At 64.2% G+C, this 24,219-nt stretch carries 22 protein-coding genes; 10 read left to right on the top strand and 12 right to left on the bottom strand.

From position 1 onward, the window contains the following. Positions 1-52: 52 nt before the first annotated feature. The 3 genes from ACQ86E_RS28900 to ACQ86E_RS28910 form a co-directional block, all read right to left on the bottom strand. Positions 53-469 carry a type II toxin-antitoxin system VapC family toxin gene (locus ACQ86E_RS28900; RefSeq protein ID WP_431202874.1) on the bottom strand — a complete coding sequence of 139 codons (417 nt, stop codon included), beginning with the start codon at positions 467-469 and terminating at the stop codon, positions 53-55. Continuing rightward, the gene (locus ACQ86E_RS28905; RefSeq protein WP_431202875.1) at positions 466-651 is read right to left on the bottom strand and encodes a hypothetical protein; all 186 of its coding nucleotides are present in this window, start codon (positions 649-651) and stop codon (positions 466-468) included. The genes ACQ86E_RS28900 and ACQ86E_RS28905 overlap by 4 nt, the downstream gene beginning before the upstream one ends. A 256-nt stretch (positions 652-907) precedes the next feature. Continuing rightward, positions 908-1,114, bottom strand: a complete 207-nt coding sequence (locus ACQ86E_RS28910) for a cold-shock protein (protein WP_007591938.1) — start codon at positions 1,112-1,114, stop codon at positions 908-910. A 373-nt stretch (positions 1,115-1,487) separates the two neighbouring features. Between ACQ86E_RS28910 and ACQ86E_RS28915 the strand changes: the two genes are divergently transcribed. Further along, positions 1,488-2,621, top strand: a complete 1,134-nt coding sequence (locus ACQ86E_RS28915; RefSeq protein WP_431202876.1) for an autotransporter outer membrane beta-barrel domain-containing protein — start codon at positions 1,488-1,490, stop codon at positions 2,619-2,621. A 69-nt stretch (positions 2,622-2,690) separates the two neighbouring features. Here ACQ86E_RS28915 and ACQ86E_RS28920 read toward each other — a convergent pair whose 3' ends face one another. Next, positions 2,691-3,731, bottom strand: coding sequence for a LysR family transcriptional regulator (locus ACQ86E_RS28920; RefSeq protein WP_431202877.1), 1,041 nt, complete (start codon positions 3,729-3,731; stop codon positions 2,691-2,693). Positions 3,732-3,802: 71 nt separating this feature from the next. Here ACQ86E_RS28920 and ACQ86E_RS28925 point away from each other — a divergent pair, with 71 nt between their 5' ends. The 5 genes from ACQ86E_RS28925 (at position 3,803) to ACQ86E_RS28945 (ending at position 7,382) form a co-directional block, all read left to right on the top strand. Then, a complete protein-coding gene (locus tag ACQ86E_RS28925) occupies positions 3,803-4,420 on the top strand; it encodes a hypothetical protein (RefSeq protein WP_431202878.1) in 618 nt (205 codons plus the stop codon). Further along, positions 4,407-5,027, top strand: coding sequence for a GNAT family N-acetyltransferase (locus tag ACQ86E_RS28930; RefSeq protein ID WP_151641989.1), 621 nt, complete (start codon positions 4,407-4,409; stop codon positions 5,025-5,027). The genes ACQ86E_RS28925 and ACQ86E_RS28930 overlap by 14 nt, the downstream gene beginning before the upstream one ends. Positions 5,028-5,052: 25 nt before the next feature. Continuing rightward, positions 5,053-5,616: an isochorismatase family protein gene (locus tag ACQ86E_RS28935; RefSeq protein ID WP_431202879.1), complete on the top strand. Its 564-nt coding sequence runs from the start codon at positions 5,053-5,055 to the stop codon at positions 5,614-5,616. Positions 5,617-5,688: 72 nt separating this feature from the next. Continuing rightward, entirely contained in the window at positions 5,689-5,826 is a 138-nt protein-coding gene (locus ACQ86E_RS28940; protein ID WP_431206653.1) for a hypothetical protein, read from the top strand. Between the two features lie 173 nt (positions 5,827-5,999). Next, on the top strand, positions 6,000-7,382 hold the full coding sequence (locus ACQ86E_RS28945) for an aspartate aminotransferase family protein (RefSeq protein WP_431202880.1): 1,383 nt from the start codon (positions 6,000-6,002) through the stop codon (positions 7,380-7,382). Between the two features lie 234 nt (positions 7,383-7,616). Here the strand turns inward: ACQ86E_RS28945 and rnd are convergent, their stop codons facing one another. The 6 genes from rnd to ACQ86E_RS28975 all read right to left on the bottom strand — a co-directional run bounded on the left by rnd (position 7,617) and on the right by ACQ86E_RS28975 (position 14,891). Then, positions 7,617-8,786: a ribonuclease D gene (gene rnd, locus ACQ86E_RS28950; protein WP_431202881.1), complete on the bottom strand. Its 1,170-nt coding sequence runs from the start codon at positions 8,784-8,786 to the stop codon at positions 7,617-7,619. Positions 8,787-9,200: 414 nt separating this feature from the next. Next, a complete protein-coding gene (locus ACQ86E_RS28955) occupies positions 9,201-10,532 on the bottom strand; it encodes an ABC transporter substrate-binding protein (protein ID WP_431202882.1) in 1,332 nt (443 codons plus the stop codon). An 11-nt stretch (positions 10,533-10,543) separates the two neighbouring features. Continuing rightward, a complete protein-coding gene (locus tag ACQ86E_RS28960) occupies positions 10,544-11,413 on the bottom strand; it encodes a carbohydrate ABC transporter permease (RefSeq protein WP_431202883.1) in 870 nt (289 codons plus the stop codon). Beyond that, positions 11,410-12,360 (bottom strand): carbohydrate ABC transporter permease, encoded by a 951-nt coding sequence (locus ACQ86E_RS28965; RefSeq protein WP_431202884.1) that lies wholly within the window; start codon positions 12,358-12,360, stop codon positions 11,410-11,412. The genes ACQ86E_RS28960 and ACQ86E_RS28965 overlap by 4 nt, the downstream gene beginning before the upstream one ends. Position 12,361: 1 nt before the next feature. Next, a complete protein-coding gene (locus ACQ86E_RS28970) occupies positions 12,362-13,210 on the bottom strand; it encodes a phosphodiesterase (protein ID WP_431202885.1) in 849 nt (282 codons plus the stop codon). Positions 13,211-13,415: 205 nt separating this feature from the next. Further along, entirely contained in the window at positions 13,416-14,891 is a 1,476-nt protein-coding gene (locus ACQ86E_RS28975; protein WP_431202886.1) for a protein adenylyltransferase SelO, read from the bottom strand. A gap of 196 nt (positions 14,892-15,087) precedes the next feature. Here ACQ86E_RS28975 and aspS point away from each other — a divergent pair, with 196 nt between their 5' ends. Then, positions 15,088-16,860 carry an aspartate--tRNA ligase gene (aspS, locus tag ACQ86E_RS28980; RefSeq protein ID WP_431202887.1) on the top strand — a complete coding sequence of 591 codons (1,773 nt, stop codon included), beginning with the start codon at positions 15,088-15,090 and terminating at the stop codon, positions 16,858-16,860. Between the two features lie 155 nt (positions 16,861-17,015). On the opposite strand, the gene ACQ86E_RS28985 is transcribed toward aspS, so the two are convergent. Continuing rightward, on the bottom strand, positions 17,016-18,911 hold the full coding sequence (locus ACQ86E_RS28985; RefSeq protein ID WP_431202888.1) for a hypothetical protein: 1,896 nt from the start codon (positions 18,909-18,911) through the stop codon (positions 17,016-17,018). 318 nt (positions 18,912-19,229) lie between these two features. Here ACQ86E_RS28985 and ACQ86E_RS28990 point away from each other — a divergent pair, with 318 nt between their 5' ends. Beyond that, on the top strand, positions 19,230-21,539 hold the full coding sequence (locus ACQ86E_RS28990) for an NADP-dependent malic enzyme (protein ID WP_431202889.1): 2,310 nt from the start codon (positions 19,230-19,232) through the stop codon (positions 21,537-21,539). 283 nt (positions 21,540-21,822) lie between these two features. After that, positions 21,823-22,275 (top strand): DoxX family protein, encoded by a 453-nt coding sequence (locus tag ACQ86E_RS28995; RefSeq protein ID WP_151641976.1) that lies wholly within the window; start codon positions 21,823-21,825, stop codon positions 22,273-22,275. A gap of 8 nt (positions 22,276-22,283) precedes the next feature. Here the strand turns inward: ACQ86E_RS28995 and ACQ86E_RS29000 are convergent, their stop codons facing one another. Continuing rightward, positions 22,284-22,472, bottom strand: coding sequence for a hypothetical protein (locus ACQ86E_RS29000; protein WP_431202890.1), 189 nt, complete (start codon positions 22,470-22,472; stop codon positions 22,284-22,286). A gap of 334 nt (positions 22,473-22,806) precedes the next feature. Here ACQ86E_RS29000 and ACQ86E_RS29005 point away from each other — a divergent pair, with 334 nt between their 5' ends. After that, complete coding sequence (locus ACQ86E_RS29005) at positions 22,807-24,189, top strand: outer membrane protein (RefSeq protein WP_431202891.1); 1,383 nt, start codon at positions 22,807-22,809, stop codon at positions 24,187-24,189. Positions 24,190-24,219: the final 30 nt, after the last annotated feature.

Genomic DNA, 24,219 nt, shown 5'->3' on the forward strand with positions numbered 1-24,219 from the left:
TTCCGCTCCTGCAAACCGGATAAGTTTCAAGACGGCTCGGACAAGATCTCGCTTACAGCGTTGCAAACGGATCGAGCAGTGCCACGCCGGTCGCTTCAATGTCGGCAATTTTGCGCGTCACCAATGTCAGGCCGTGGACCTTGGCTGTGGCGGCGAGAAGACTGTCAATGAGCGGCAGCGGATTGGGAATTCCGAGGAGTGCCCAGGTCTCGGCGATGGTCTCATCGATGGGAAGAACCCGATCGGCAAGTCGGGCCCTCATCTGCGAAAACCACCGGTCGAGAGATTTTGCCTGGAGCGGATCGCTTCGCCTTTTTAGTTCAATGCCTCGGCGAATTTCGGCGAGGACCAGGACGCTCGTTCCAATATCCTCTGCGGGTGTCCGATTAACCCAATCAATGACGTTTGAGTCGGCGCGCTCGCGCTTGCGTATTTCGGAAATGACGTTGGTATCGACCAGAAATTTCACAAGTCGACCTCTCGCCAGCCGTCACGCCGCGGTTGATCGAACACACCCTCGAAGGCTTCATCGGGAAGTTCGGAGCCAAAGACGTCGAAGGCTGTCTTGACGTCAGGATTTACGAGGGCGCTGGCGAGTGTCGATCGAAGTGCGGCGGCTCTTTCGGGCTCGTCGCGCAGGGTTTCCGCCAAGGGACGGATGAGGCTCGCGTCCTTCCTGGCGGCTTGGACTTCAACCCGCACCAGACCACGCGCGGCGGCGCGGCGCCTGTGGGTCCTCGTTGCCTTTCGCTGGGATTTCGTTGCCACGGCTCGGCCCAGAGTAATAACCGGTAATATAACCGGAGATTTACATAAGTCGAATCGGATGGAAAAGGCGGCCAAAACAAAATCCCCCGGCAGAGCCGGGGGCAACGTCACGATCTCTCGCGCGTAGCTTTGAGAGAAATCAGGAGACCTTGAGGTTTTCCGCGGACGCTTTGCCGCGGTTCTCCACGAGGTCGTATTCAACCACCTGGTTTTCGTTGAGGGTCGAAAGTCCGGCCCGTTCGACGGCGGAGATGTGGACGAACACGTCCTTGTCGCTGCCGTTCGGCTTGATGAACCCATAGCCCTTGGTCGGGTTGAACCATTTGACGGTGCCCTTTTGCGGCATCCTCAGTCTCCTCCGCTGGATACAAAAACGACGCGGCCGCTTTTCGCGTGCCACGCCACAAACGGGCTTCCGGAAGTCTGTTCGAGTCTCAATGTCGCGAAACGCACAGCCGAGCGGCCAATTCCGATTGTGTCCAATATTGCAACATGAAAAGCGCGCGTTAGCAAGTCGCGTGCGGTTTTCAAGCCCGGCTCGGATGTCCCCGCGCGCAATTTGCGACCTGTGGCAACGGAACCACAATCAGGGCAATAGCCTCGGCGATGACATGCCCACAGGTTGACCCTTAGTGGCAGTTCGGCACAAATCGCAGCAGGGCGCCGCAGCATCGTGTTGCATTTTTGCGCGCCGCCATTTTGCTTCGGGATTCACCGTCATGCGCTGCACCTCGCAGCCCTCCGGGATACGGCAGACGATCGGGCTGGAACGCGTCCGCCTTGTCATGACGGCTGTCGTGTTCGTCGTGACGATGTGTGCGGCGACATCCGGCTTCGCGCAGAGCCCGACGCCCACTCCGACTCCGACTCCGACTCCGATCCCAACGCCGACCTCGACCAATGTCGACCAATCGGCCGGCAACAGCGCGCTCGATCTCGGCTCGAATTTCCTGGAGCGGCTCGCTAACCAGGCCTCCAGCGGCGTCGGCCGGGCATTCCGCACCAATCCCGGCGGCGGCGGTGCGTCCGCGACCACGGAAGATCCGCGCTACCGGTCCTGGTTCGAAGGCTATGGCATCTCGGTCCGTACCGATGCGCAGGGCGATTTCGTCGGCGACAAGCGCAAGACGTTCGGCGGCGTCGCCGGTTTTGGCGCTCGGGTCGCCCCCGGCGTCAATCTCGGCTTCTCCGTCGACCAGAGCCATACCGACATCGACGTGCCACTGGCGCTCCAGTCGGCAACGCTCGACCTGACGCAGATCGGCTTCAACGGCTCGGTGGACAAGGGGCCGTGGACCTGGGCCTTTGCGGTCGTGCACGGTTTCGGCAAGGTCCGCTCCAGCCGGGACACCGGCCTTGGCCTTGCGACCGCCGGCTATCGCGCCGCGGTCGACGGCGCGCTGACCGAGATCAGCTATTACTGGACCCAGGACCAGATGCGCGTCGTGCCAAAGGGCGCGCTGGAGTATGTGCGCGCCACCAGCGCCGCGTTCCAGGAGGCTGGAGGACTCGATCCCCTCAACGTCGGCTCGACCGCGCTGTCGCGCGCGCGCATGATGATCGGCGCGGAGATCGGGCGCTACTTCATCTTTGACCAGAAGATCCTGGACCTGTCCGCCTACGGCAAGTTCGTCGACAATTTCCACCAGGAGCTGGGAACGGTGCAGGTCAGCCTGGGGGCCCAGAACATCGTCGTGCCAGGTATCGGCGAGAGCCGTTACGGCATGGATACTGGGGCCTCGGCCTCGCTCAGCCTCACCAGCACCGCGCGGTTCTACGTCAACTACGACGGCAAGTTCCGCAACGAGCTGACCTCGCACCAGGGCACGGTCGGCTTCGAATACCGGTGGTGACACGCAGGCATGATCCGGAAAAGCGTGCAGCGGTTTTCCGATAAGATCACGCTCAGATGAAGTCTGCGTTCAGGTCGGCGTCGCCGCGGCATAACCCGTCAATCCAAAACCCTCGCGCGCAGCCGTCATCATCGGCACCAGCGCGTTTGGATGAATGAACTCGTCGCGGAAGCAGGGATAGGTCTTGGGATCGAAGATCTTCTTCAGCCAGTCGACCACGATCTTGTGGCGCTCGGAGGAGCGAAATTCCTTGTGATAGGTGAGCCAGAGATCGGCGTGATGGCTGACGCCGAGATCGACGGCGATCAGCGGCACGCCGAGTGCGATCGACACGGTCGGCAGGAAGCCGATGCCGGCGCCGCGCTCCACCGCATAGAGTGCGCCGACCGAAGAGTTGGTCTTGATCCCGACGATGCCCTCGAGTGACTTCAACCCGAGCACGCGGGCATAGGCACTGTCGTCGACCTGCGGCGCGCTCTGCTTGATGATGCGGTGGTTCTTCAATTCCGCGAGCGTCGCCGGCACGCCGTAGAGGCTCTCATACTCCTTGGAGACGAAGGGGTAGATGTGGAGGCGGCCGAGCTTGGCGACGATCAGGTCGGGATTGGTCGGTGGCTCGAGCTGGATCGCGATGTCGGATTCCAGTCGCGCGACGTCGGCCTGCTCCATCGCGCAGCGCAGATCGACGGTGATCTTGCGGTAGGTCTTCTGGAAGTCGATCAGCCGCGGCAGGATCCAGAAATTGCCGGGGCCTTCCGTCACCGCGACGCGCACGGTGCCCGACGTGTCGTTCGACGCGCGCGAGGCGCGCCGGAAGACGTTGAAGGCATGGCGTTCCATATGCGCGACGTCGGCGATCATCGCGGTGCCTTCGTCGCTGAGCGTGAGTCCGCTCTGGTCGCGCAGGAACAGCTTGCATCCGATGCTCTCCTCGAGCCGGTCGATCCTGCGCATCAGGGTGGTGGAAGTCAGTCCGAGCTCTTCGGCGGCGTTACGAAAACTTTTAAATTTTGCGCAGGCTAAAAACAGTTTCAAATCGTCCCATGACGCATTTAGCGCTTCTTCATGGTGCTGCATCATTGCAGCACCCCGGTGCAATACTTGCTGCATACTCCTGATCTCCAGCCGCTAAGCTTCTCGCCATGGCGGCACGTAAAACCCCCAAACGATAGAGGGACGACATGAGTATGGAAAGGGGCTCGTTTGCCGCAAGGCATGATTTCGACGCCCTTCCGCTGAGCCCGGACGTCGATGTCCGAGTTGCGCAATTTTCCGAAATCGCTGAACTGGCCGGGATGGCGCACCGGCTGGTGCCGGGCGTGCAGATCGGGGCTGCGGAGCTCGAACGTTATTTCGCCTTCGATCCCCAGTGCCTCCTGACCTTCAGCCGAAAGGGCCGTCTGCTCGGCGGGATGGCCTTCCTGTTTCTCAACGATCTCGGACACGACGCGCTGCTGCTCGACGAGATCTGCCTGACGGCGCCGCAGACGCGCTATCTCGCATCGGCCGACCAGGACGTCTCCGCAATCTACATCTGGGCGATCGCGGCGACGGGCCGCGGGATCGCCGGTCTCGGCAAGGCCTCGGCGCATCTGCGTCAGATAAGATTTCGCGACGCGGATTGCTATGCGCAGCCGGCAACGGTGGCCGGACGCGAGATCATGAAGGCGACGGGCTTCGAGCCCATCGCGAGCTTTCAGCCGGACCTGTGGTGTTACGAGCGCCCGTGGCATCGGCGGCCAATGCGCATGCCGGGCGCGATCATTCAAGCAAGGAGCTATGCAGATGCACGGCACTAGGATTCCTCTCGCGAAGCCCGACTCCCGCGCCATCACCGTTCGCCTGGCGCGCGATCCCAGCGATCTCATGCTGGTCACCGCCATTCGTTCCGCGGTCTATCTTGCCGAGCAGGATTGCCCGTTCGACGAGGAGTTCGACGGCAACGACATGGTCGCCGCGCATTTCATCGGTTACATCGGCAACGAGCCCGCGGGCTGCCTGCGGGTGCGCTTCTTCGGCGATTTCGCCAAGGTGGAGCGGCTTGCGGTGCGGCACCAGTACCGGCGCTCGCGCATCTCGTTCAAGCTGGTCCAGGCGAGCGTGGACTATGTGAAGCGCAAGGGCTTCCGCAAGATCTACGGCCAGGCGCAGGACCGGCTGGTCGATTTCTGGGCTCATTTCGGCGCCAAGCCGCTCGGCCACAACCGCAAGATCACCTTCTCCGATTTCTCCTACACGGAGATGCTGCTGGAGATCGAGCCGGGGCCGGACGCCATCACGCTGGACAGCGATCCCTATGTGATCATTCGTCCCGAGGGCGATTGGGACCGGCCGGGCGTGCTCGACGCATCGGCGGGGCGGTCGGTGACCTCGCCGCTACGGGACCTCGCACTCGCCGATCGTTGAAACTGGTGCAGCTCCGCGCAAGACAATGCTGGCCTCCATCCAAGACGACCCGCCGATCCTGATCTGCGCGGATCTCCAGGTCGAATATCTGACCCCCGGGCGCCGCCACGTCATCCTCGATGGCGAGGCGGCCACGGTGCGCTGCCTGGAACTCCTGGCGCTGTGGCGCGCCAATCTCTGGCCGGTGATGCATTTGAAGCGCATCGCCCAGGCGGCCTGGTTCAATCCGGCATCCAGGTTGACCGACTGGATCGCGGAAGCGAAGCCGCAGCCGGGAGAGATGACGTTCGAGCACCCGCTGCCCTCGGCCTACAGCGCGTCGCGGTTCGTGGACTACATGTCCAACATCCGCAGCGTGCGCTGCATTCTGATCGGCTTTTCGCTGGACGAGACCATTCTCGCCACCGCCGTCGACGGATTTCACCGCAGCCATCGCTACCAGGTGATCGGCGATGCCGTGGCCTGCCGGCAGCCTGCTACGGGCGATGCGGCCGCGTACAGGGATGCGGTAGTGAATGTCATCGCGAACTTTGCTACAATCCATCCCAGCGCCGACCTGATCAGAACCAGCGGCGCCGTCGCGGTGTAAGCCGCCGCGACTGGCAGATGGGTGGGCGGGACATTGTCACGGGGAGAGCAGCTCAGGGAGCTGGCGAGCGATTTGTCGCGTGCCGCCGAGACCGCCCGCCGCGCCGGCTTGCCGACGACGGTCTATCTGCTGTCGATGGCGCTCGTGGAGGTGAAGGAAGCCGCAGCGGCAGCCGCAGTCGGCGACGGGAATGACGACGGCGCGGCTTGAGAGCCGCCAAATGTGCCGGCCATCTGCATGCGGCTTTGTGCATCGCTGCTGAGCGCTTGTCGCCCATGAATTGACGTTGCAAGTTTTGCCGCGTCGCAATAGCCAAGTGACCTGATAATCACGTGAATGCGCCGGCTGTGCCTGCGACGTGACGACCTGAGGGATGCTCGCAAATGTCCATGCTGCCTAATTCGCAAGAAGCCCGCGATGTGGCCTACCAGCTCCATTCGTACACCAACGCGCGCGCGCACCAGCAGGCTGGTCCCCTGGTGATCGAGCGGGGCGAGGGACCCTACGTGTTCGACGCGTCGGGCAAGCGCTATTTCGAGGCGATGGCGGGTCTGTGGAGCGTCGGGCTCGGCTTCAGCGAGAAGCGGCTGGTCGAGGCTGCGCACAAGCAGATGCAGGCGCTGCCGTTCTATCACACCTTCTCCGCTAAATCGCACGGCCCCTCGATCGATCTCGCCGAGAAGCTGGTGGCGCTGGCGCCGGTGCCGATGAGCAAGGTGTTCTTCACCAATTCCGGCTCCGAGGCGAACGACACCGTTCTCAAGCTGATCGCCTATCGTTCGAATTCGCTCGGTCAGCCCCAGCGCAAGAAGATCATCAGCCGCATCCGTGGCTATCACGGCGTCACGATTGCATCCGCCAGCCTCACCGGCCTGCCGAACAACCACCGCTCTTTCGACCTGCCGCTGCCGAACATCCTTCACACGGGCTCGCCGCATTTCTACAAGGACGGCGCGCCCGGCGAGAGCGAGGAGGCCTTCGCGACCCGGCGGGCCGAGGAGCTCGATGCGCTGATCCAGAAGGAGGGGCCTGAGACGATCGCGGCCTTCTTCGGCGAGCCGGTGATGGGCGCGGGCGGCGTGGTCGTGCCGCCGGCGACCTATTGGGAGAAGATCCAGGCGGTCCTGAAGAAATACGACATCCTGCTGGTCGCCGACGAGGTGATCTGCGGCTTTGGCCGCACCGGCAAGATGTTCGGCTGCGAGACGTTCGGCATCAAGCCGGACGTGATGGTCGTATCCAAGCAGATCACGTCGAGCTATTTCCCACTGTCGGCAATCATCATGAACGAGCGCATGTTCGAGCCGATCGCGGACGAGAGCAACAGGATCGGCGTGCTCGGCCATGGCTACACCGCCGGCGGCCATCCTGTCGGGTCGGCGATTGCGCTGGAAAACCTCAAGATCATCGAGGAGCGCGGCCTGGTCGCGCATGCCGCCGAGCTCGGCGGCTATATGCAGGGCAAGCTGCGCGAGCTCACCAGCCATCCGCTGGTCGGCGAGGTCCGCGGCGTCGGCATGATCGCGGCGATCGAGCTCGTGCTCGACAAGGGCCGCAAGACGGCCGCGGCGACGCCCGGCGCCGTCGGCGGCATGGCCAGCCGCATGCTCCAGGAGCGCGGCGTGATCTCCCGCAACATGCTGGATGCCATCGCCATCTGTCCGCCGCTGATCGTCACCAAGGCCCAGATCGACGAGCTGATCGCCGCGATCTCAGGCGTGCTGGATGACATGAAGCCGGAAGTCGCGAAGCTGACGCCGGCGTAAGATCTCTCGCCTCGTCATTGCGAGCGCAGCGAAGCAATCCAGAATCCGTCCTCGGAAACAGTCTGGATTGCTTCGTCGCAAGAGCTCCTCGCAATGACGATGTGGAAGCAGCGAGGCCCCAATCCAACACCGTCACCCTGAGGTGGCCGCGAAGCGGCCCTCTAAGGGCGACGGCCCGGCTGGCTCGCAGTGGGGCCGCTCATCCTTCGAGGCTCTGCGCGCGATGCTTCGCACTCAGGATGACGGTTTGACTGCCTCTACCCGCTGAACCCCGATCACGCGGCCTTTCTCGACCGCAAGCGCCAGCTCGCCGCGCTTCAGCTTCAGTGCGGCATCGCCGAACAGCTCGCGGCGCCAGCCGTGCAGCGCCGGCACGTCGGCTTCGTCATCGGCTGCGATCTCTTCGAGATCGTCGACGGTGGCGATCACCTTGCTGGCGACGGCGTGGCGCTCTGCCGTCATACGCAGCAGCACCTTCAGGAGCTCGACGATGGCGGCGCCGTTGTTGTTGTTGCGCGGCTTCTCCAGCTTCGGCAGCGTGGCGGGATCGCGCGCCAGCCCGCGCTGGACCGCGGCAACGATGTCCGCGCCCCATTTCGACTTCTCGAAACCCTTCGGCACCGAGCGTAGATTTGCGAGTTTCTCGATCGTGTTCGGGGCGTGGGTCGCGATGTCGCTGACGGCTTCGTCGCGCAGCACGCGGCCGCGCGGAACGTCACGGCTCTGGGCTTCCTGCTCGCGCCAGGCGGCGACCTCCATCAGGACGGCGAGGTCCTTCGGCTTGCGCACGCGCGTCTTCAGCCGCTCCCAGGCGCGCTCGGGGTGGAAGTCGTAGGTCTTCGGCGAGGTCAGGACCTCCATCTCGATCGAGACCCATTCGCTACGGCGGCGCTTCTTCAAATCGGCGTCGAGGGCGGCGAACACGTCGCGCAAGTGAGTGACGTCGGACACCGCGTAATGCATCTGCTCCTTGGTCAGCGGCCGGCGCGACCAGTCGGTGAAGCGATGCGTCTTGTCGGGGCGATGACCGGCGACCTTCTCGACCAGGGCGTCATAGGCGATGCTGTCGCCATAGCCGAGCACCATGGCGGCGACCTGGGTGTCGAACACCGGGTGCGGGATGATGCCCGCCTGATGCCAGATGATCTCGATGTCCTGCCGGGCGGCGTGGAACACCTTGAGCACGGCCTCGTTCGCCATCAGCTCGAAGAACGGCTTGAGGTCGATGCCCTCGGCCAGGGTGTCGATGACCATGGCTTCCTCGGCGCTCGCCATCTGCACCACGCATAGAAGCGGGTAGTAGGTGGTTTCGCGCAGGAACTCGGTATCAACGGTAATGACGGGATGCTTGGCCAGGCGGCTGCAGGCAGCTGCGAGGTCAGCGGTGGTTGTAATCAAATCCATGAACGGCCCATAACACGTATATCAGCCGTTCTGCCGAAAGCGCTGTGATGTCAAGGGGCTCTAAGCGAATTCGATCCTTGCGTCGGGCGGGAATCGCCTGATTCCGACGAAATTCCTATTCGTAGCGGACCCGGTTGGAGGATTTGCGCGCGCAGGGCAGCGCCACCACGACCAGGCACATGGCGACCAGCGCCAGACCCAGGAACTCGATAACCAGCAGATCCACGGCAAAATCTCCCCAGAAGCATTGCTAGACTTGTCTGGGGTGAATTGAGGGTCTGTTAATTGTCGTGGTTACCGGCGGCGGGTCGGGCCGGATGGTGGACGGGGAGTTAACGTTGGCAATGGTCCGAAATGAGTACGGCGCCCCGCAGGGCGGAGCGCCGAATGGTGTTCGCGCGATGAGCCGGCGTATTACGGCAGCTTCAGCGAGGTCTCCGCGTTGTACGGCTTCAGCGTCTCATCCGCGGCCTTCTGGGCGGCGACCAGCGCTTCCTTCGGCTGCTTCTTGCCGTTGAGGACCAGCATCACCTCGTCCTCCAGCGTCTTGCGGACCGGCACGGTCTTGTAGGTCGCGAACCAGGGCTTTGCGACGTCGAGCTGCTCGACGGCGGTCTTGGCGTCCGGGTGTTTGTTGAGGAACTCGATCATGTCAGGCGTCTTGTACGCCGCCATGTTGGGCGCGAAGTAGCCGGTGGCTCGGCTCCACCAGGCGCTCTTCTCGGGCGAGGTCATCCACTTGATCAGCGTCCAGGCTGCCTTCTGCTTGTCGGCTTCGAGGCCAGCCGGAACGATCAGCGAGGCGCCGCCGATCGGCACGGCGTTGCGGACGTTGCGCGGGATGAAGGCGACCTTGTAGTTGAACTTGGCGTTGTCGCGCACGTAAGTGAGCGAGCCCGTCGAGAGCATCATCATCGCGGCGTTGCCGGAGATGAAGGAGGTGCTGACGGCCGGGCCGGGGGTGGCGCCGGGCGCGTGGACCTTGTGCTTGTAGACGAGGTCGTTCCACCAGGTCAGTGCGCCGAGCATCGACGGCGTGTCGTAATAGACCTCGCCGCCGAACTCCTCGTTGTAGTAACGCCCGCCATTGGTCATGGTGAGCGTTTCCATCATCCAGCCGCAATAGTCATAGGCGCAGGGGATCGCGATGCCCCATTGGGTCACCTTGTCGCCCTCGCGCTTGGTGAGCTTCTTGGCCCAGTCGGTGAGCTCGGCCCAGGTCTGCGGCGGCTTGCTCGGATCGAGGCCCGCTTCCTTCGCCTTGTCGGCGTTGATGTAGAGCAGCGGCGTCGAATTGTGGAAGGGCACGCCGTAAACCGAACGGTCGATCACCGCGTTACCCTGCAGCGCCGGGAAGAACTGACCCAGGAACTTTTCCTTGGTGGTGCCGTCGGCGGCGATAAGGCCGTCGAGATTGGTCAGCTCGTTCTCGATCTGCATGTCGAGCAGGAAATTTGCCGACATGATCACGGCGGACGGCGGCTTGCCGGCCTTGATCGCAGCGCGCGTCTTGATCAGGGTGTCGTCATAGGAGCCGGTGTAGACCGCGGTGGCCTTGATCGCCGGATGGGTCTCGTTGAACTCCTTGATCAACGTGCCCATGTCGCGGGCGAGCTTGCCGTCGACCGGAACCGGGAAGAACAGGTCGATCTCGGTCGGACCTTCGGCCAGGGCCGGGACGGCGAGGGCGCTGGCAAAAGTGCCTGCCATGGCGAGGCCGAGCATGAGCCTGCGGGTAAACAGCATCGAGAAATCTCCTATTTGATGCCTGAGGTGACGAAAGAACTGATGAAGCGCTTCTGGAAGATCAGGAAGGTGATGAGCAGCGGCGCGATCACCATCAATGTGCCGGCCGCGATGGTGCCCCAGGCCTGCGTGCCTTCGGCCGTGGCGGTGAACACCGACAGCCCGACCGTGAGCGGGCGCTTGTCCGGCGAATTGATCACCATCAGCGGCCACAGGAAGTCGTTCCAGTGGCTGGTGACGGAGATGATGGCGAACGCCGAGAAGCTCGGCATCGACAGCGGCACGTAGATGTGGCGGATGCGCTGGAACAGGCTGGCGCCGTCGATCAGGGCCGCGTCTTCCAGCTCGGTCGGAATGGCTTCGAAAGCCTGCCGCATCAGGAAGGCGCCGAAGGCCGAGGCGAAGAACGGCATCATCACGCCGGCCAGCGTGTCGTAGAGGCCGAATTGCGCGACGAGCTTGAGGTTCGGCACGATCAGCAGCACCGGCACCAGCATCAGCTGCATCAGGAAAAGGTAAAACAGCAGCGTCTTGCCGGCGAATTCGAGCCGCGCGAAGGCAAAGCCCGCCAGCGTGATCGTGACGAGCTGCACCGAGAGGATGCCGGTGCAGATGATCGTGGTGTTGAGGAAGTAGCGCGGGAAATCGCCGATCTCCCAGGCGTCCCTGATGTTGTCGAGCGTCGGCTTCAGGCTCGGCATCAGTTCGGCCATCAAATTGATGCCGTCGGAGGCCGGGCGCAGCGTCGCCACGCCCATCCACAGGAACGGGATCAGCCAGACCAGCGCGAGCAGTACGGTCAGGACGAAGCCGAGCTTGGGCGTGATCTCGCGGCGGGTGGCGAGCGGGGTATCGTTGAACAGCCAATCGATCAGCGTCATGCCCCGCCCTCGCGGTTCGCCATGGTGCGGAACGACAGCGCGGTGAGGCCCATCAGCGCGGCGAGCGTCAGCAGCGTCGCGGCCGAGGCCTTGCCGATGTCGTAATGCTCGACCGCCTGCTGGTAGATGTAGAACAGTACGAGGTTGGTGGCGTTCGACGGTCCGCCCTTGGTCATGACGAAGACGTGGTCGACCTGCGTCACCGCATTGAGGATGGCGATCACGGTGACGAACAGGAAGGTCGGCTTGAGCTCCGGCAGGGTAATGTGGCGAAAGCGCTGCCAGGGTCCCGCGCCGTCGAGATGCGCGGCTTCCATGACATCCTCCGGCACGGACTGGAGGCCGGCGAGGAAGAACAGCATGTAATAGCCGGCGTTCTTCCAGATCGTGATGACCATGATGGCATAGAGCGCGATGTCGGAATCGCCGAGCCAGTTCGGCAGCACCGGAAGCAGCCGGCCGATGTAATAGTCGAGCAGCCCGACATTGGGCAGGAAGATGAACAGGAACAGCGCGGAGGCCGCGACCATCGGGATCAGCACGGGGAGAAACAGCGCGGCGCGAAGCGCGCTGGTTACGGCATTGGTCCGCGCCAGCGCCAGTGCGAACAGCAGCGCGAGTCCGATGCTCGGGATCGCGGTGCCGACGGCATAGATGAGATTGTTGACGACCGCGCCGGTGAAGGCGGGGTCGGCGAGCACCGCACTGATGTTGTCGAGGCCGACGAAGCGGAGTGGCGCCTTCGGCGTCGCGCGCTGATAGAGCGCGTCGACGAACACGCGGCCGATCGCGCCGTAGGTGAACAGCGCGAGGAAGACCAGCGACGGAAGCAGCAGCAGATAGGCCGGCAGCGAGATTTTGAAGCGGGTGGAGAACCGCTTCAGGATGTGCAGGTGCGGCGGCGCCGATGCCGCGACTGGGAGAGCCGCGGGTTCAGCAAGGCTCATCTCACCGCGCCGCGAATTTGAGCGCATAGTCGCGGCCGTCCATTCCCGCCGGTGGCGCAAAGGGAAAGCGCAGACTGGTGTCGAGGAAGTCGTGGCTGTGCACGACGAGGTTCTCGTCGTCGATCAGCACCACGCCATAGGCCGGCGGCTCGTGGCTCGCCAGGTGCGGTGCGTCGGCGTCGAGCTCGAACCAGACCTGATGGTTGGTGCCGCGCAGGGTGGAGAAGGGGATCTTGCCGTAGCTGCCGAAGATCGGCCGGTGCACATGCCCGAAGAACAGATGACGGATGCGCGACCGATAAGGCGCGATCACCTCGGCGAACTCGGCGCTCTGCTTCAGCCCGATCTCGTCCATCGCGTGGACGCCGACCGGGAAGGGCGGATGATGCATGAACACGACGAACGGCATGTCTGCCGGTGCTGCCGCCAGCGTGCTCGCCAGCCAGCCGAGCCGCTTGTCGCACATCTCGCCGGCATGGCTGGTCTCGTCCAGCGTGTCGAGGAACACGAACAGGCCGTGCTCGGTAGTCCTGGTGCCCTGCACGAAGCCGTTGGGATCGCGCGGCGCGGCTTTCAGGGCGTCGAGGCAGGTGGCGCGCTTGTCGTGATTGCCGACCATCGCGATGTACGGGATCTTCAGCGCCGCCATCGCGTCGGCGAAATTGGCGTAGGAGTCAGCCTCGCCCCAATGCGTGAGGTCGCCGGTCACGACCGCGAAGGCGGCATCGGCCTGGTGCTTGTTGACGTCGGCGATCGCGGCATCGAGCCGGGTGCGCGGATCGAGGCCATAGAGCTTCAGCCCGGGATTCGCGAGATGCGTGTCGGTGATGTGGATGAATTTGAAGGGCATGGCGCGCTTGTCAGGGATAGTTGGAGGATGGGCGCCTCCGGCAAGACGACCCCTGACAGGCGGTTAAAGTGGGTGTGTTTCAGTTTGATGACAGGGGTTCCCGTGGTCGGGACGTGTCCACAATGTCCAAAGCGCAGCACGAACTAGCGGAAGGCGTAATCCATCCGGCGAACCAATTCAAAGTAGTGGCGAGGCAGAGCTTGCCTCACGTCCCGCAGAACGTCTGCAGCACCCGCTGATCCGGCAGCGGCGGATCGGCGAAGGCGGCATACTCCGGCTGGTCCTCGAACGGATTCGCCAGCACCTTCACCAATTCCTCGAACGGCGCGTAGTCGTCGTCATTCACCGCGGCCTGGATCACGGCCTCGACGCGGTGGTTGCGCGGGATGAAGATCGGATTGACGGCATGCATGGCGGCTTGCCGCTCGGCCCCGCTTTGAGGCTCCAGTGCCGTGCGCTCGCGCCAGCGCCTGGCCCACTCGTCGAAGGCCGCGGGATCCATGAACTGCGCGCGCGCGTCGTCCGCGGCCGCATCCCCTGCGGCGTCACCCAGGCTGCGGAAGGTGAGGGTGAAGTCGGCCTGGTTCTTCGCCATGGCGTCGAGCAGGTCCTGAATCAGCGCGTCGTCGCCGTCGCGCGTCGTGAACAGGCCGACCTTCTTGCGCAGGCCTGTCTGATAGGCCGCACTGAACGTCTCGGAGAACGCGCCGAGAATGTCCTGGGCCTCAGCGACGGCCTTCTCCTGCTCGTCTCCGAACAGCGGCAGCAGGCATTCGGCCAGCCGCGTCAGATTCCACAGTGCGATGCGCGGCTGGTTGGCATAGGCGTAGCGGCCCATCTCGTCGATCGACGAAAACACCTGCGAGGGATTGTACGCATCCATGAAGGCGCAGGGGCCGTAGTCGATGGTCTCGCCGGAGATGGAGCTGTTGTCGGTGTTCATCACGCCATGGATGAAGCCGACCAGCAGCCAGCGCGCGACGAGTTCGGCCTGTCGCGCGACGACGGCGCCGAGCAGGCCGTGATAGGGCCGCTCCGCATTCAACAGCTCGGGGTAATGCCGGAAGATGACGTGGTCGGCGAGCCGGCGCACCGCCTCGGTGTCGCGGCGGACCGCGAAGAACTGGAAAGTGCCGACGCGGATGTGGCTGGAGGCGACGCGGGTCAGCACCGCTCCGGGCAGCGCGGTTTCGCGAAACACCTGCTCGCCGGTGACGACCGCGGCGAGCGAGCGCGTGGTCGGAATGCCCAGCGCAAACATCGCTTCGCTGACGATGTACTCGCGCAGCACCGGCCCGAGCGCGGCGCGGCCATCGCCGCGGCGGGAGAACGGGGTGGGGCCGCTTCCCTTGAGCTGGATGTCGCGGCGGAGGCCGCCTCTGTCGATGACCTCACCGAGCAGGATGGCGCGGCCGTCGCCGAGCTGGGGCACGAAATTCCCGAACTGGTGGCCGGCATAGGCCATGGCGATGGGATCGGCGCCCGGTGGAACCGTCTTGCCGGCCAGGATCTCGGCGCCTTCGGGGGTCTCCAGCAGATCCGGATCGAGCCCGAGCTGGAGCGCCAGCGGCCGGTTCAGCTTGATCAGCCGGGGCGCGGCGACGGGGGTCGGCGCGACCCGGGCAAAGAAGCTGTCCGGCAGCGCCGAATAGGAGTTCTGGAACGGGAAATGGACGGTCATGGAGGTAAAGATAGGCGGGGAACGCCGGATGGCAAAGGCTCGCGCCCAAACAGGCCAAAAATGAGCGGTTCGGCCCCAAAACGGCCCGTTCCCTTGGTTGCCGCACCCGGCCTCGTCGGGTAAACCCTGCCGCAACGTCGGACCGGCCGTTTTCGGCCGTTCGATTCGCTTCCTCAGACATCATTTTGGGACGACCATGCATCGCTACCGGTCACATACATGCGGCGCGCTCCGCGAGAGCAACATCGGCGAGACGGTCCGCCTGTCAGGCTGGGTCCATCGCGTTCGCGACCATGGCGGCGTGCTGTTCATCGACCTGCGCGACCATTACGGCCTGACCCAGTGCGTGGTCGATCCGGACTCGCCGGCGTTTGCGCAGGCCGAAAAGCTGCGCTCGGAATTCGTGGTGCGGATGGACGGCAAGGCCCGCCGCCGCCCCGAGGGCACCGACAACGACGATCTGCCGACCGGCAAGATCGAGATCTATGTCAGCGAGATCGAGGTGCTGGGCCCTGCCGGCGACCTGCCGCTGCCGGTGTTCGGCGACCAGGAATATCCAGAAGACATTCGCCTGAAGTACCGCTTCCTCGATCTGCGCCGCGAAAAATTGCACCAGAACATCATGACGCGCGTCGAGATCATCAAGTCGATGCGCCGGCGCATGGAGGGGCAGGGCTTCTTCGAGTTCAACACGCCGATCCTGACCGCGTCATCGCCCGAGGGCGCGCGCGACTTCCTGGTGCCCTCGCGCATCCATCCCGGCAAGTTCTACGCGCTGCCGCAGGCGCCGCAGCAATACAAGCAGTTGCTGATGATGTCGGGCTTCGACCGCTACTTCCAGATCGCGCCGTGCTTCCGCGACGAGGATCCGCGCGCGGACCGTCTGCCCGGCGAGTTCTACCAGCTCGACGTCGAGATGAGCTTTGTCACTCAGGAAGACGTCTTCGCGGCGATGGAGCCCGTCATCACCGGCGTGTTCGAGGAGTTCGCCAAGGGCAAGCCGGTCAGCAAGAACTGGCGCCGCATCCCGTTCGCCGAGGCGCTGCGCAAGTATGGCAGCGACAAGCCGGATTTGCGCAACCCCATCGAGATGCAGGACGTCTCCGAGCACTTCCGCGGCTCCGGCTTCAAGGTGTTCGCGCGCATGCTCGAGGACCCCAAGAACCAGGTCTGGGCGATCCCGGCGCCGGGCGGCGGCAGCCGCGCGTTCTGCGACCGCATGAATTCTTGGGCGCAAGGCGAAGGCCAGCCGGGCCTCGGCTACATCATGTGGCGCGAGGGCGGCGAGGGCGCAGGTCCCTTGGCGAACAACATCGGGCCCGAGCGCACCGCTGCGATCCGCGCGCAGATCGGCACCAAGGAGGGCGATGCCGCCTTCTTCGTCGCTGGCGATCCCGACAAGTTCTGGAAGTTTTCGGGCCTCGCCCGCAATAAGGTCGGCGAGGAGTTGAACCTCACCGACAAGGAGCGGTTCGAGCTCGCCTGGATCGTCGACTTCCCGATGTACGAGTACAACGAGGACGACAAGAAGGTCGACTTCTCGCACAACCCGTTCTCGATGCCGCAGGGCGGCCTCGACGCGCTGAAGGGCCAGGACCCGCTGACCATCAAGGCGTTCCAGTACGACATCACCTGCAACGGCTATGAGATCGCCTCCGGCGGCATCCGCAACCACGTGCCGGAAGCGATGGTGAAGGCGTTCGAGATCGCCGGCTACGGCGAGCAGGAAGTGGTCGACCGCTTCGGCGGCATGTACCGCGCCTTCCAGTACGGCGCCCCGCCGCATGGCGGCATGGCGGCCGGTGTCGACCGCATCGTGATGCTGCTGTGCGGCACCAACAATCTGCGCGAGATCTCGCTGTTCCCGATGAATCAGCAGGCCATGGACCTGCTGATGGGCGCGCCGTCGGAAGCCACCACGAAGCAGCTCCGTGAGCTGCATGTGAAGGTGAACCTGCCGCAGAAGTGAGTGCGCTTCGCCTCTCCCCGCGTGTGGGGAGAGGCCTCGCTCTCCCCATATCGTCATTGCGAGCGCAGCGAAGCAATCCAGAATCTTTCCGCGGAGGGACTCTGGATTGCTTCGCTGCGCTCGCAATGACGGGGATAGAGCTGCGCGTCGGTCCCCTACAGCCCCGTCGACGCCTCGATCCTGAACTGCGCCAGCGCGTTCTCCGGAGCGCTCTGGGTGAGCTGCAGCAATTGCATCAGCGGCACCTTGGCGCGGGGCGTCAGCTTGATCGTGAGTGTCTGTCCTGATGTCTCCACGAAGCCGGCGAGCGCATCGACCGCCGCTTTGGCGTCGAGATTGGCAGCCGTGAGCCTATCGCCCTGCGCCCGGATCATCTCGGCGATGGCGCTGCGGGCGGCGTCGCGGTTGACGTTCTGCATGCGCGAGAACTGCGCCACGACGAGATCGACGACGCCGCTGTCGCGCAGCGAGAGCTCGATCGCGCCGGTCTCGATCTGCGCCGCCTGACCCATCGCCTGCGCCGGATCGGCCGTGAAAACGCCGCGTGGCACGTTGGCGAGCGCAAGGCGGGCTTGCGCTCTGGCGAGATTGCCGAGATCGATGGTCGCCGGCGCGAGAGCGAATGCGCCCGACGATTCCGTCCAGGCGGCGCCGAGATCGAGGTCGATCGCCAGCTTGTCCACGCCCGCCATGATCAGCGGCCGCTGTGCCGGATTGGCCGGATCGGTCGGCGTCACCATCTTCACGACCAGACTGGCCTTGCTCGGGATCGATCCGACCAGCTGGCCCCAGTTCAGGTTGATCGTGTCGATGGTGACGAGCTGCCGCGTGTTCTTGAAGGGCGCGACGACGCCTTTGATCTCGGCGCCTTCGAGCACGCGGAACAGGCCCAGCATCCGATCCGGCGAGGGTGTTTGTCCTGGGGCTCCGAGGCTTGCCGCCCAGCGCATCAGATTCGCCGCGCTGAAGGACTTCAGCGCAAAGCGCTCCATCTTGAGCTGCCCCTGCGGCATCGGCATATCGAGGCCTTCGATCGCAATCTTGTCCTGATCGTATTTGACGGCGTTGAGCTTCCCCGTTCCTTGCGGCGTCTCGATGGTCTGTCTGCCGATTTCAGCCTTGCCGATCTGAAAGCCCTCGAAGAAGTCGGCCATCTTCCCGATCATGTCGCGGGACTGCGCCGGCGTCGGAGTTGAACCATCAACCGGCATCATCGCCATGATCTCTGCCGGGCGGAATTTCGAGGGCCGGATCGCAATGTCGTCGATGGCGAAATTGTCGATCTGCACACGCACGCCCGGTGCCATCGTCACCACGTATGAATTGGCTGTGATACGTCGATAGACCCTGTGGAAGCGGTCGTCGCTCGAGCCTTGCGGATCGAGGGCGGCCGTCACTGCGCTTGAGTCGAAATCATGGACGGCCAAACCGGACAGATCGCCGGTCATTTTTGCAGGCTTGCCCGGCTGGCTCACGTCGAGCGAATAGGTGACGCGGTCGGTCTTCGCCGTTTCGATCTTGCCCCGATTGGCGTTCTGGATCGCCAGACCCGAATAGACGAAGTCTCCGCTGCCGGCGTTGCCCGTGCCCGCATCGATGCTGATGGCGATGGTCGGCGCCATGATCGAGGACGCCGAGGCAGCGGCGTATTGCGCGAGCATGAAGCGGTACATGTCGATCATCGAACCGGACAGCGGAACGTTGGCTGTGCGGATCGGACCGGAAACGTCGCGAGCGGTGATCTCGGGGATCTTGTAGTTCGCTTTCAGCTTCGCTTGTTGGGTGTACGTGTAGGCGACCTCGACCCCTGACAGGTCAATGCCGTCGGCCGAGAAATGGGCCTCGTCTGGCTGGCGGACCCCGACGGCCGTGATCTTTGCGATCTTGACGTTGGCGAACTCCGGCCGGGCGGGCTCGACATCGATATTCTCGATCGTCAGCGTCCGGCTCATCGCGTCGAACGCGATCTTGCCGTGGCTGGCCTTGCCGCCACTGGCGCGCATCTGCTCGAACGCCGCCTCGACCTCGGCGACGGCGCGATGATCTCGCATAGAGGTTGAAGCCGAACCATCCGCCCGCGGCAAGCACGGCTGCCACGATCAGGCCGATCAGGATCTCGCTTCATTCCCAGCTCCAGTTGCCGTTTTGCACGGCGCAACCTGCCATATTCGCGAAACGCCGTGCGGTCCAGGTAAAGCTATAGCTATCAAATATTTGACTATGTGCCTTGTTGACGGGAGCGCAATCGGATGTTGCCACCGGGGCGCCCGGCGTGCTTCATCCCGTTTCCATGACCCGGAAATACCGCCTCACGGCGGAGCGGTCGTGACAACCTAGTTTGAGGCCGGTAACGCGAGGCGAGACACCGCATGTCGTCTTATTCCGATGATCTCCACCAGGCAGCGTTGGCCTATCACCGTCTGCCGCGCCCCGGAAAGCTCGAGATCCAGGCGACCAAGCCACTCGCCAACCAGCGCGATCTCGCGCTTGCCTATTCTCCGGGCGTCGCCGCTGCCTGCACCGAGATCGCCAACAATCCGGCTGAAGCCGCGACGCTCACGATCCGCTCGAATCTGGTCGCCGTCGTCTCCAACGGCACCGCCGTGCTCGGCCTCGGCAATATCGGCCCGCTGGCGTCCAAGCCGGTGATGGAGGGCAAGGCCGTCCTGTTCAAGAAGTTCGCCGGCATCGACGTGTTCGATATCGAGATCGCCGCCGAAACCATCGAGCGCGTCGTCGAGACCGTGGCCGCGCTGGAGCCGACCTTCGGCGGCATCAATTTGGAAGACATCCGCGGACCGGAGTGCTTCGAGATCGAGGCGCAACTGAAGGCGCGCATGAAGATCCCGGTCTTCCATGACGACCAGCACGGCACCGCCATCATCGTCGCCGCCGCCGTCACCAACGCCCTGCGGCTGAACGGCAAGAAGCTGTCGGACGTCAAGATCGTGGCGTCGGGGGCAGGGGCCGCCGCAATCGCCACGCTGAACCTGCTGGTCTCGATGGGCGCACAGCGCAAGAACATCTGGGTCTGCGACATCGACGGCCTCGTGCATGAAGGCCGCAACACCACGATGGACCGCTGGAAGGCGGTCTATGCGCAGAAGACCGACAAGCGCACGCTCAGCGACGTCATCGGCGGCGCCGACATCTTCATCGGGCTTTCGGCACCCGGCGTGCTCAAGCCGGAGATGGCCAAGGCAATGGGCGACAAGCCCTTGATCATGGCGCTCGCCAACCCGACCCCGGAGATCATGCCGGAGGAGGCGCGGAAAGCGCGCCCCGACGCCATGATCTGCACCGGCCGCTCGGACTATCCGAACCAGGTCAACAACGTTCTCTGCTTCCCCTTCATCTTCCGCGGCGCGCTCGACGTCGGCGCCACCGCGATCAACGAGGAGATGAAGCTCGCGGCCGTCGAGGCCATCGCGCAGCTCGCGCGCGAGGCGCCGTCCGACGCGGTGGCGCAGGGCTTCGACAGCGGCGAGACCCAGGGCTTCGGCCCCGGCTCGCTGATTCCGAGCCCGTTCGACCCGCGGCTGATCCTGCGCATCTCGCCGGCTGTGGCGAAGGCCGCGATGGAGTCCGGCGTCGCGACGCGGCAGATCACCAATTTCGACGAATACACCGCGCTGCTCGAGCGCTTCGCCTTCCGCTCCGGCCTCGTCATGAAGCCGATGTTCGCGAAGGCCAAGACCCAGCCGGTGCGTGTGATCTACGCCGAAGGCGAGGACGAGCGCGTGCTGCGCGCCACCCAGGTGGTGCTGGAGGAGAATCTGGCGCGGCCGATTCTGGTCGGCCGTCCGTCCGTGGTGGAGGCGCGTATCAAGCGCTTCGGCCTGTTGATCAAGGCGGGCAAGGATTTCGATCTCGTCAATCCCGAGGACGATCCGCGCTATCGCTCCTACGTCCAGTCTTACGTCGAAGTCGCCGGCCGCCGCGGCGTGACGCCGGACGCGGCACGCACGGTGGTGCGCACCAACAACACGGTGATCGCGGCGCTCGCGGTGATGCGTGGGGAGGCGGATGCCATGCTCTGCGGCGTCGAGGGCCGCTACATGCATCATCTGCGTCATGTCCGCGAAATCGTCGGCTTCCAGGCTGGCGTCAGCGACTATGCCGCGCTGGCGCTGCTGATCACCAGCAAGGGCGCCTTCTTCATCGCCGACACCCAGGTGCGCCCCAATCCGACCGCGGAAGAACTCGCCGAGATCGCCTCGCTCGCGGCGGTCCACGTCCAGCGTTTCGCGCTCAAGCCCAAGATCGCGTTCGTCTCGCATTCGGATTTCGGCAGCTACGACACCGATTCCTCGCGCAAGATGCGCCGCGCGACCCAGCTGTTGAAGGAGAAGCATCCGGAGATCGAGGCCGACGGCGAGATGCAGGGCGACACCGCGCTCTCGGCCGCGGCACGCAAGATGGTCTTGCCGCACTCCAAGCTCGAGGGTGAGGCCAACATCATGATCATGCCGACGCTGGACACCGCCAACGTCGCCTACCAGATGATCAAGTCGCTGGCCGATGCGCTGCCCGTGGGTCCGATCCTGATCGGCCCGGCGCGCCCGGCGCACATCCTGACACCCTCGGTGACCGCGCGTGGCATCCTCAACATGACGGCCGTTGCGGTGGTGGAAGCGCAGGAGCGCGCGGCAAGGCAGCAGCCGACATTGTTTACCTGAGGCGGAAGTTCTTCGCCTCTCCCCGCTTGCGGGAAGGGGCCGGAATTTGCGAGAGCAAATTCCGGGTGAGGGAGTCTCCACGAGTCCGTCGACCACCGTCCTTGCGGAGTTCCTCCTCACCCCAACCCTCTCCCCGCAAGCGGGGCGAGGGAGCGCACCTCCGCCGCATCCGCACTTCGATCATTTCAAAGCAGTTTTCCATTTCCCCGTTTGTAAACCGGCGCACGACTCATCATAATCTCCGGGCGCGTCCTGTGCTTAGCGCTTTGCCAAGAGGCCGATCATGCCAGCGTTCGTGACTTTCGGGCGGATCCTGTTCGCCGTCCTGTTCATCTACACGGGCGCCACCAAGCTCTTTGCCATCCAGGCGACGGCCGACTTCATAGCCACCAAGGTCGTGGTACCTGAAATCATTGCGCCCTATGCCCAGCAGATCGAGACGGCGACCGCCATGACCACGCCGCAACTGCTGGCGATCGCGGTCGGCGGACTCGAGATCATCGCGGGGCTGATGATCGCGCTGAACTTCGGCGCGCGATTCTTTGCATTGCTGATGATTGTTTACGTCGCGGTCGCAACCGTGCTGTTCTCCGATTTCTGGAACCAGACGCCTCCCGACAATGCCAAGGTGCTTGTCGACGCGCTCAAGAACCTCTCGATCATCGGTGCGCTGTTCATGATCATGGGGTTCGGCCGCGCCACGCGCTCGGCCGAGACGGCCTATGGCGACGTGTAGCCGAGCGCCTAGCTGCTGACGCCGCAGCTCGCTCGCAGCAGGGCGGCCTTGGCCTCGTAGGATTTCGCCAGCATCACGAGCTGGTCGATCAGCTCGTCTTCCGCGACGGAGGTCGCGAGCTTGCGGCAATGCTTGGCCTGACCCAGCAAGCGTGCGGTTTCTTCGCGGGGATGGTCGGGGACGAGGATGTGGGGCATTTGGCCAGCCTTTCGCAATTGAAGTCCCGGCACTCTCAAATCTAGGCGGAGCCGCGCGGCACGCATTGATGCGGCTCAATCGCGACCGGCCGGCGACGTGGGGCGCACGACGCGCAGTCCGCCTGCGTGATCGCTGCGTGAACCCGCGTTCACAGATCATGGCTTGGAGGTCACAGCGGTTCCATAAAATGGAGACCGCATTGGACAGCGTGCGCCCGCCGGCTTGTGCAATTGCACGGGTGGAGAATATTCCCAATCGTCAGGTCGCGGGGGCGCGACCGGCAGTGGGTGATGGGGGCGGCATTTGATTCATGCGAAGCGGCGGGTGTGCGCGGTGGTTGTTCTGGGAGCGGCACATGTTGTCGCCTCCGCTGCAACGGTGGTCCATGCAGCCGACTTGCCGGTGAAGGCGCGGCCGATCGCTGCGCCCGTGGCGAACTGGACCCAATTCTATGTCGGCGGTGGCCTCGGCTTCGACTTTGCGACCGGCCGGTCGCGCCTGATGCCCGTCGGCGGTGGTCCGGACCTGTTCAATCTCGACGGCTTGCAGGGCGCCGATCTCGGTCTGTCGGCTTTCGCCGGATTCGACATCCAGGTTGCGCCGCGCGTCGTGGTCGGCGGTTTCGTCGATTACGACTGGTCGCACCAGCGCACGACGGCCAGCGCGTCGAGCCCTTTCTTCTTCGGTCAGAGCCTGAGCGCCGCACTGCCATCGCTCGACCAGGGCTGGACGATCGGCGGCCGCGCCGGATTTCTGGTGACATCAGATATCCTGCTCTACGGCCTCGCCGGCTATAGCGAGATGCGGATCAACAACTGGAACCTCAACTACCAGATCTTTGGGGGGCCCTCGTTCACGGTGCAGGAGCCGGCGCTGACGTCGCACGGCTATACGGTCGGCGCCGGTGCGGAATATCGCCTCGCCAGCAACGTCTCGTTGCGCGGCGAATACCGCTATGTCGCGCTTGGCCAACAGACGACTGTCGACCCGCTCGGAGCGGTCTGGACCACTGACCTGTCCCAGCATGTGGTCCGGATCGGTGCGGCCTACCGCTTCGGCCAGTTCGGCGGACCCGCGACGGCAGCGGCGGCGCCGGCGCTGAAGCCAACCTGGACAGGCGTCTATGTCGGTGCGGGGATTGGCGGTGACGTCATCACGCCTCATGTCGCGGGCTCGTTCGCCGGCGTGCTGGATTTCAACGCGTCCGGTCTCGGCGGCGCCGATGTCGGCGGCACCTTCACGATCGGCTACGATCGCCAGGTCGCGCCGCGCTGGGTCCTTGGTGCATTCGGGCTGATCGACGCTGGGACCAATGGTGGCGCCAGGATCAAGGCTTCCGGCGCAGGTGCCGAGATCTCGTCGGATCTCGCCGCGGTGAAGTGGGGTTGGACCGTCGGCGGGCGCGTCGGCTATCTCGTGGCGCCGGAGACGATGGTCTATCTGCTCGGCGGCTACAGCGGGACGACCGCGCAGTCGATTTCTTACAATTTCCTCGGGTTTCCCGGCACTGCGCCGACGCGCGAATATCACGGCGCCACCTTCGGCGGCGGCTTCGAGCGCTTCTTCACCGACAGCATCTCCGCCCGTGCCGAATATCGCATGACGCATCTCGGTGCGAGAGACGATCTGGCGTCCGATTTCATGACCAGCCTGAGCGCGGGCGGCACCGTGCACACGTTGCGCGGCGTGCTGGCCTATCATCTGCCGGCGCCGTAGCCTCGTCGGAGGCAGGGAGCGATCAATCAA

The sequence above is a fragment of the Bradyrhizobium betae genome (genome assembly GCF_050632175.1).
GTDB classification, from domain to species: domain Bacteria; phylum Pseudomonadota; class Alphaproteobacteria; order Rhizobiales; family Xanthobacteraceae; genus Bradyrhizobium; species Bradyrhizobium betae_B.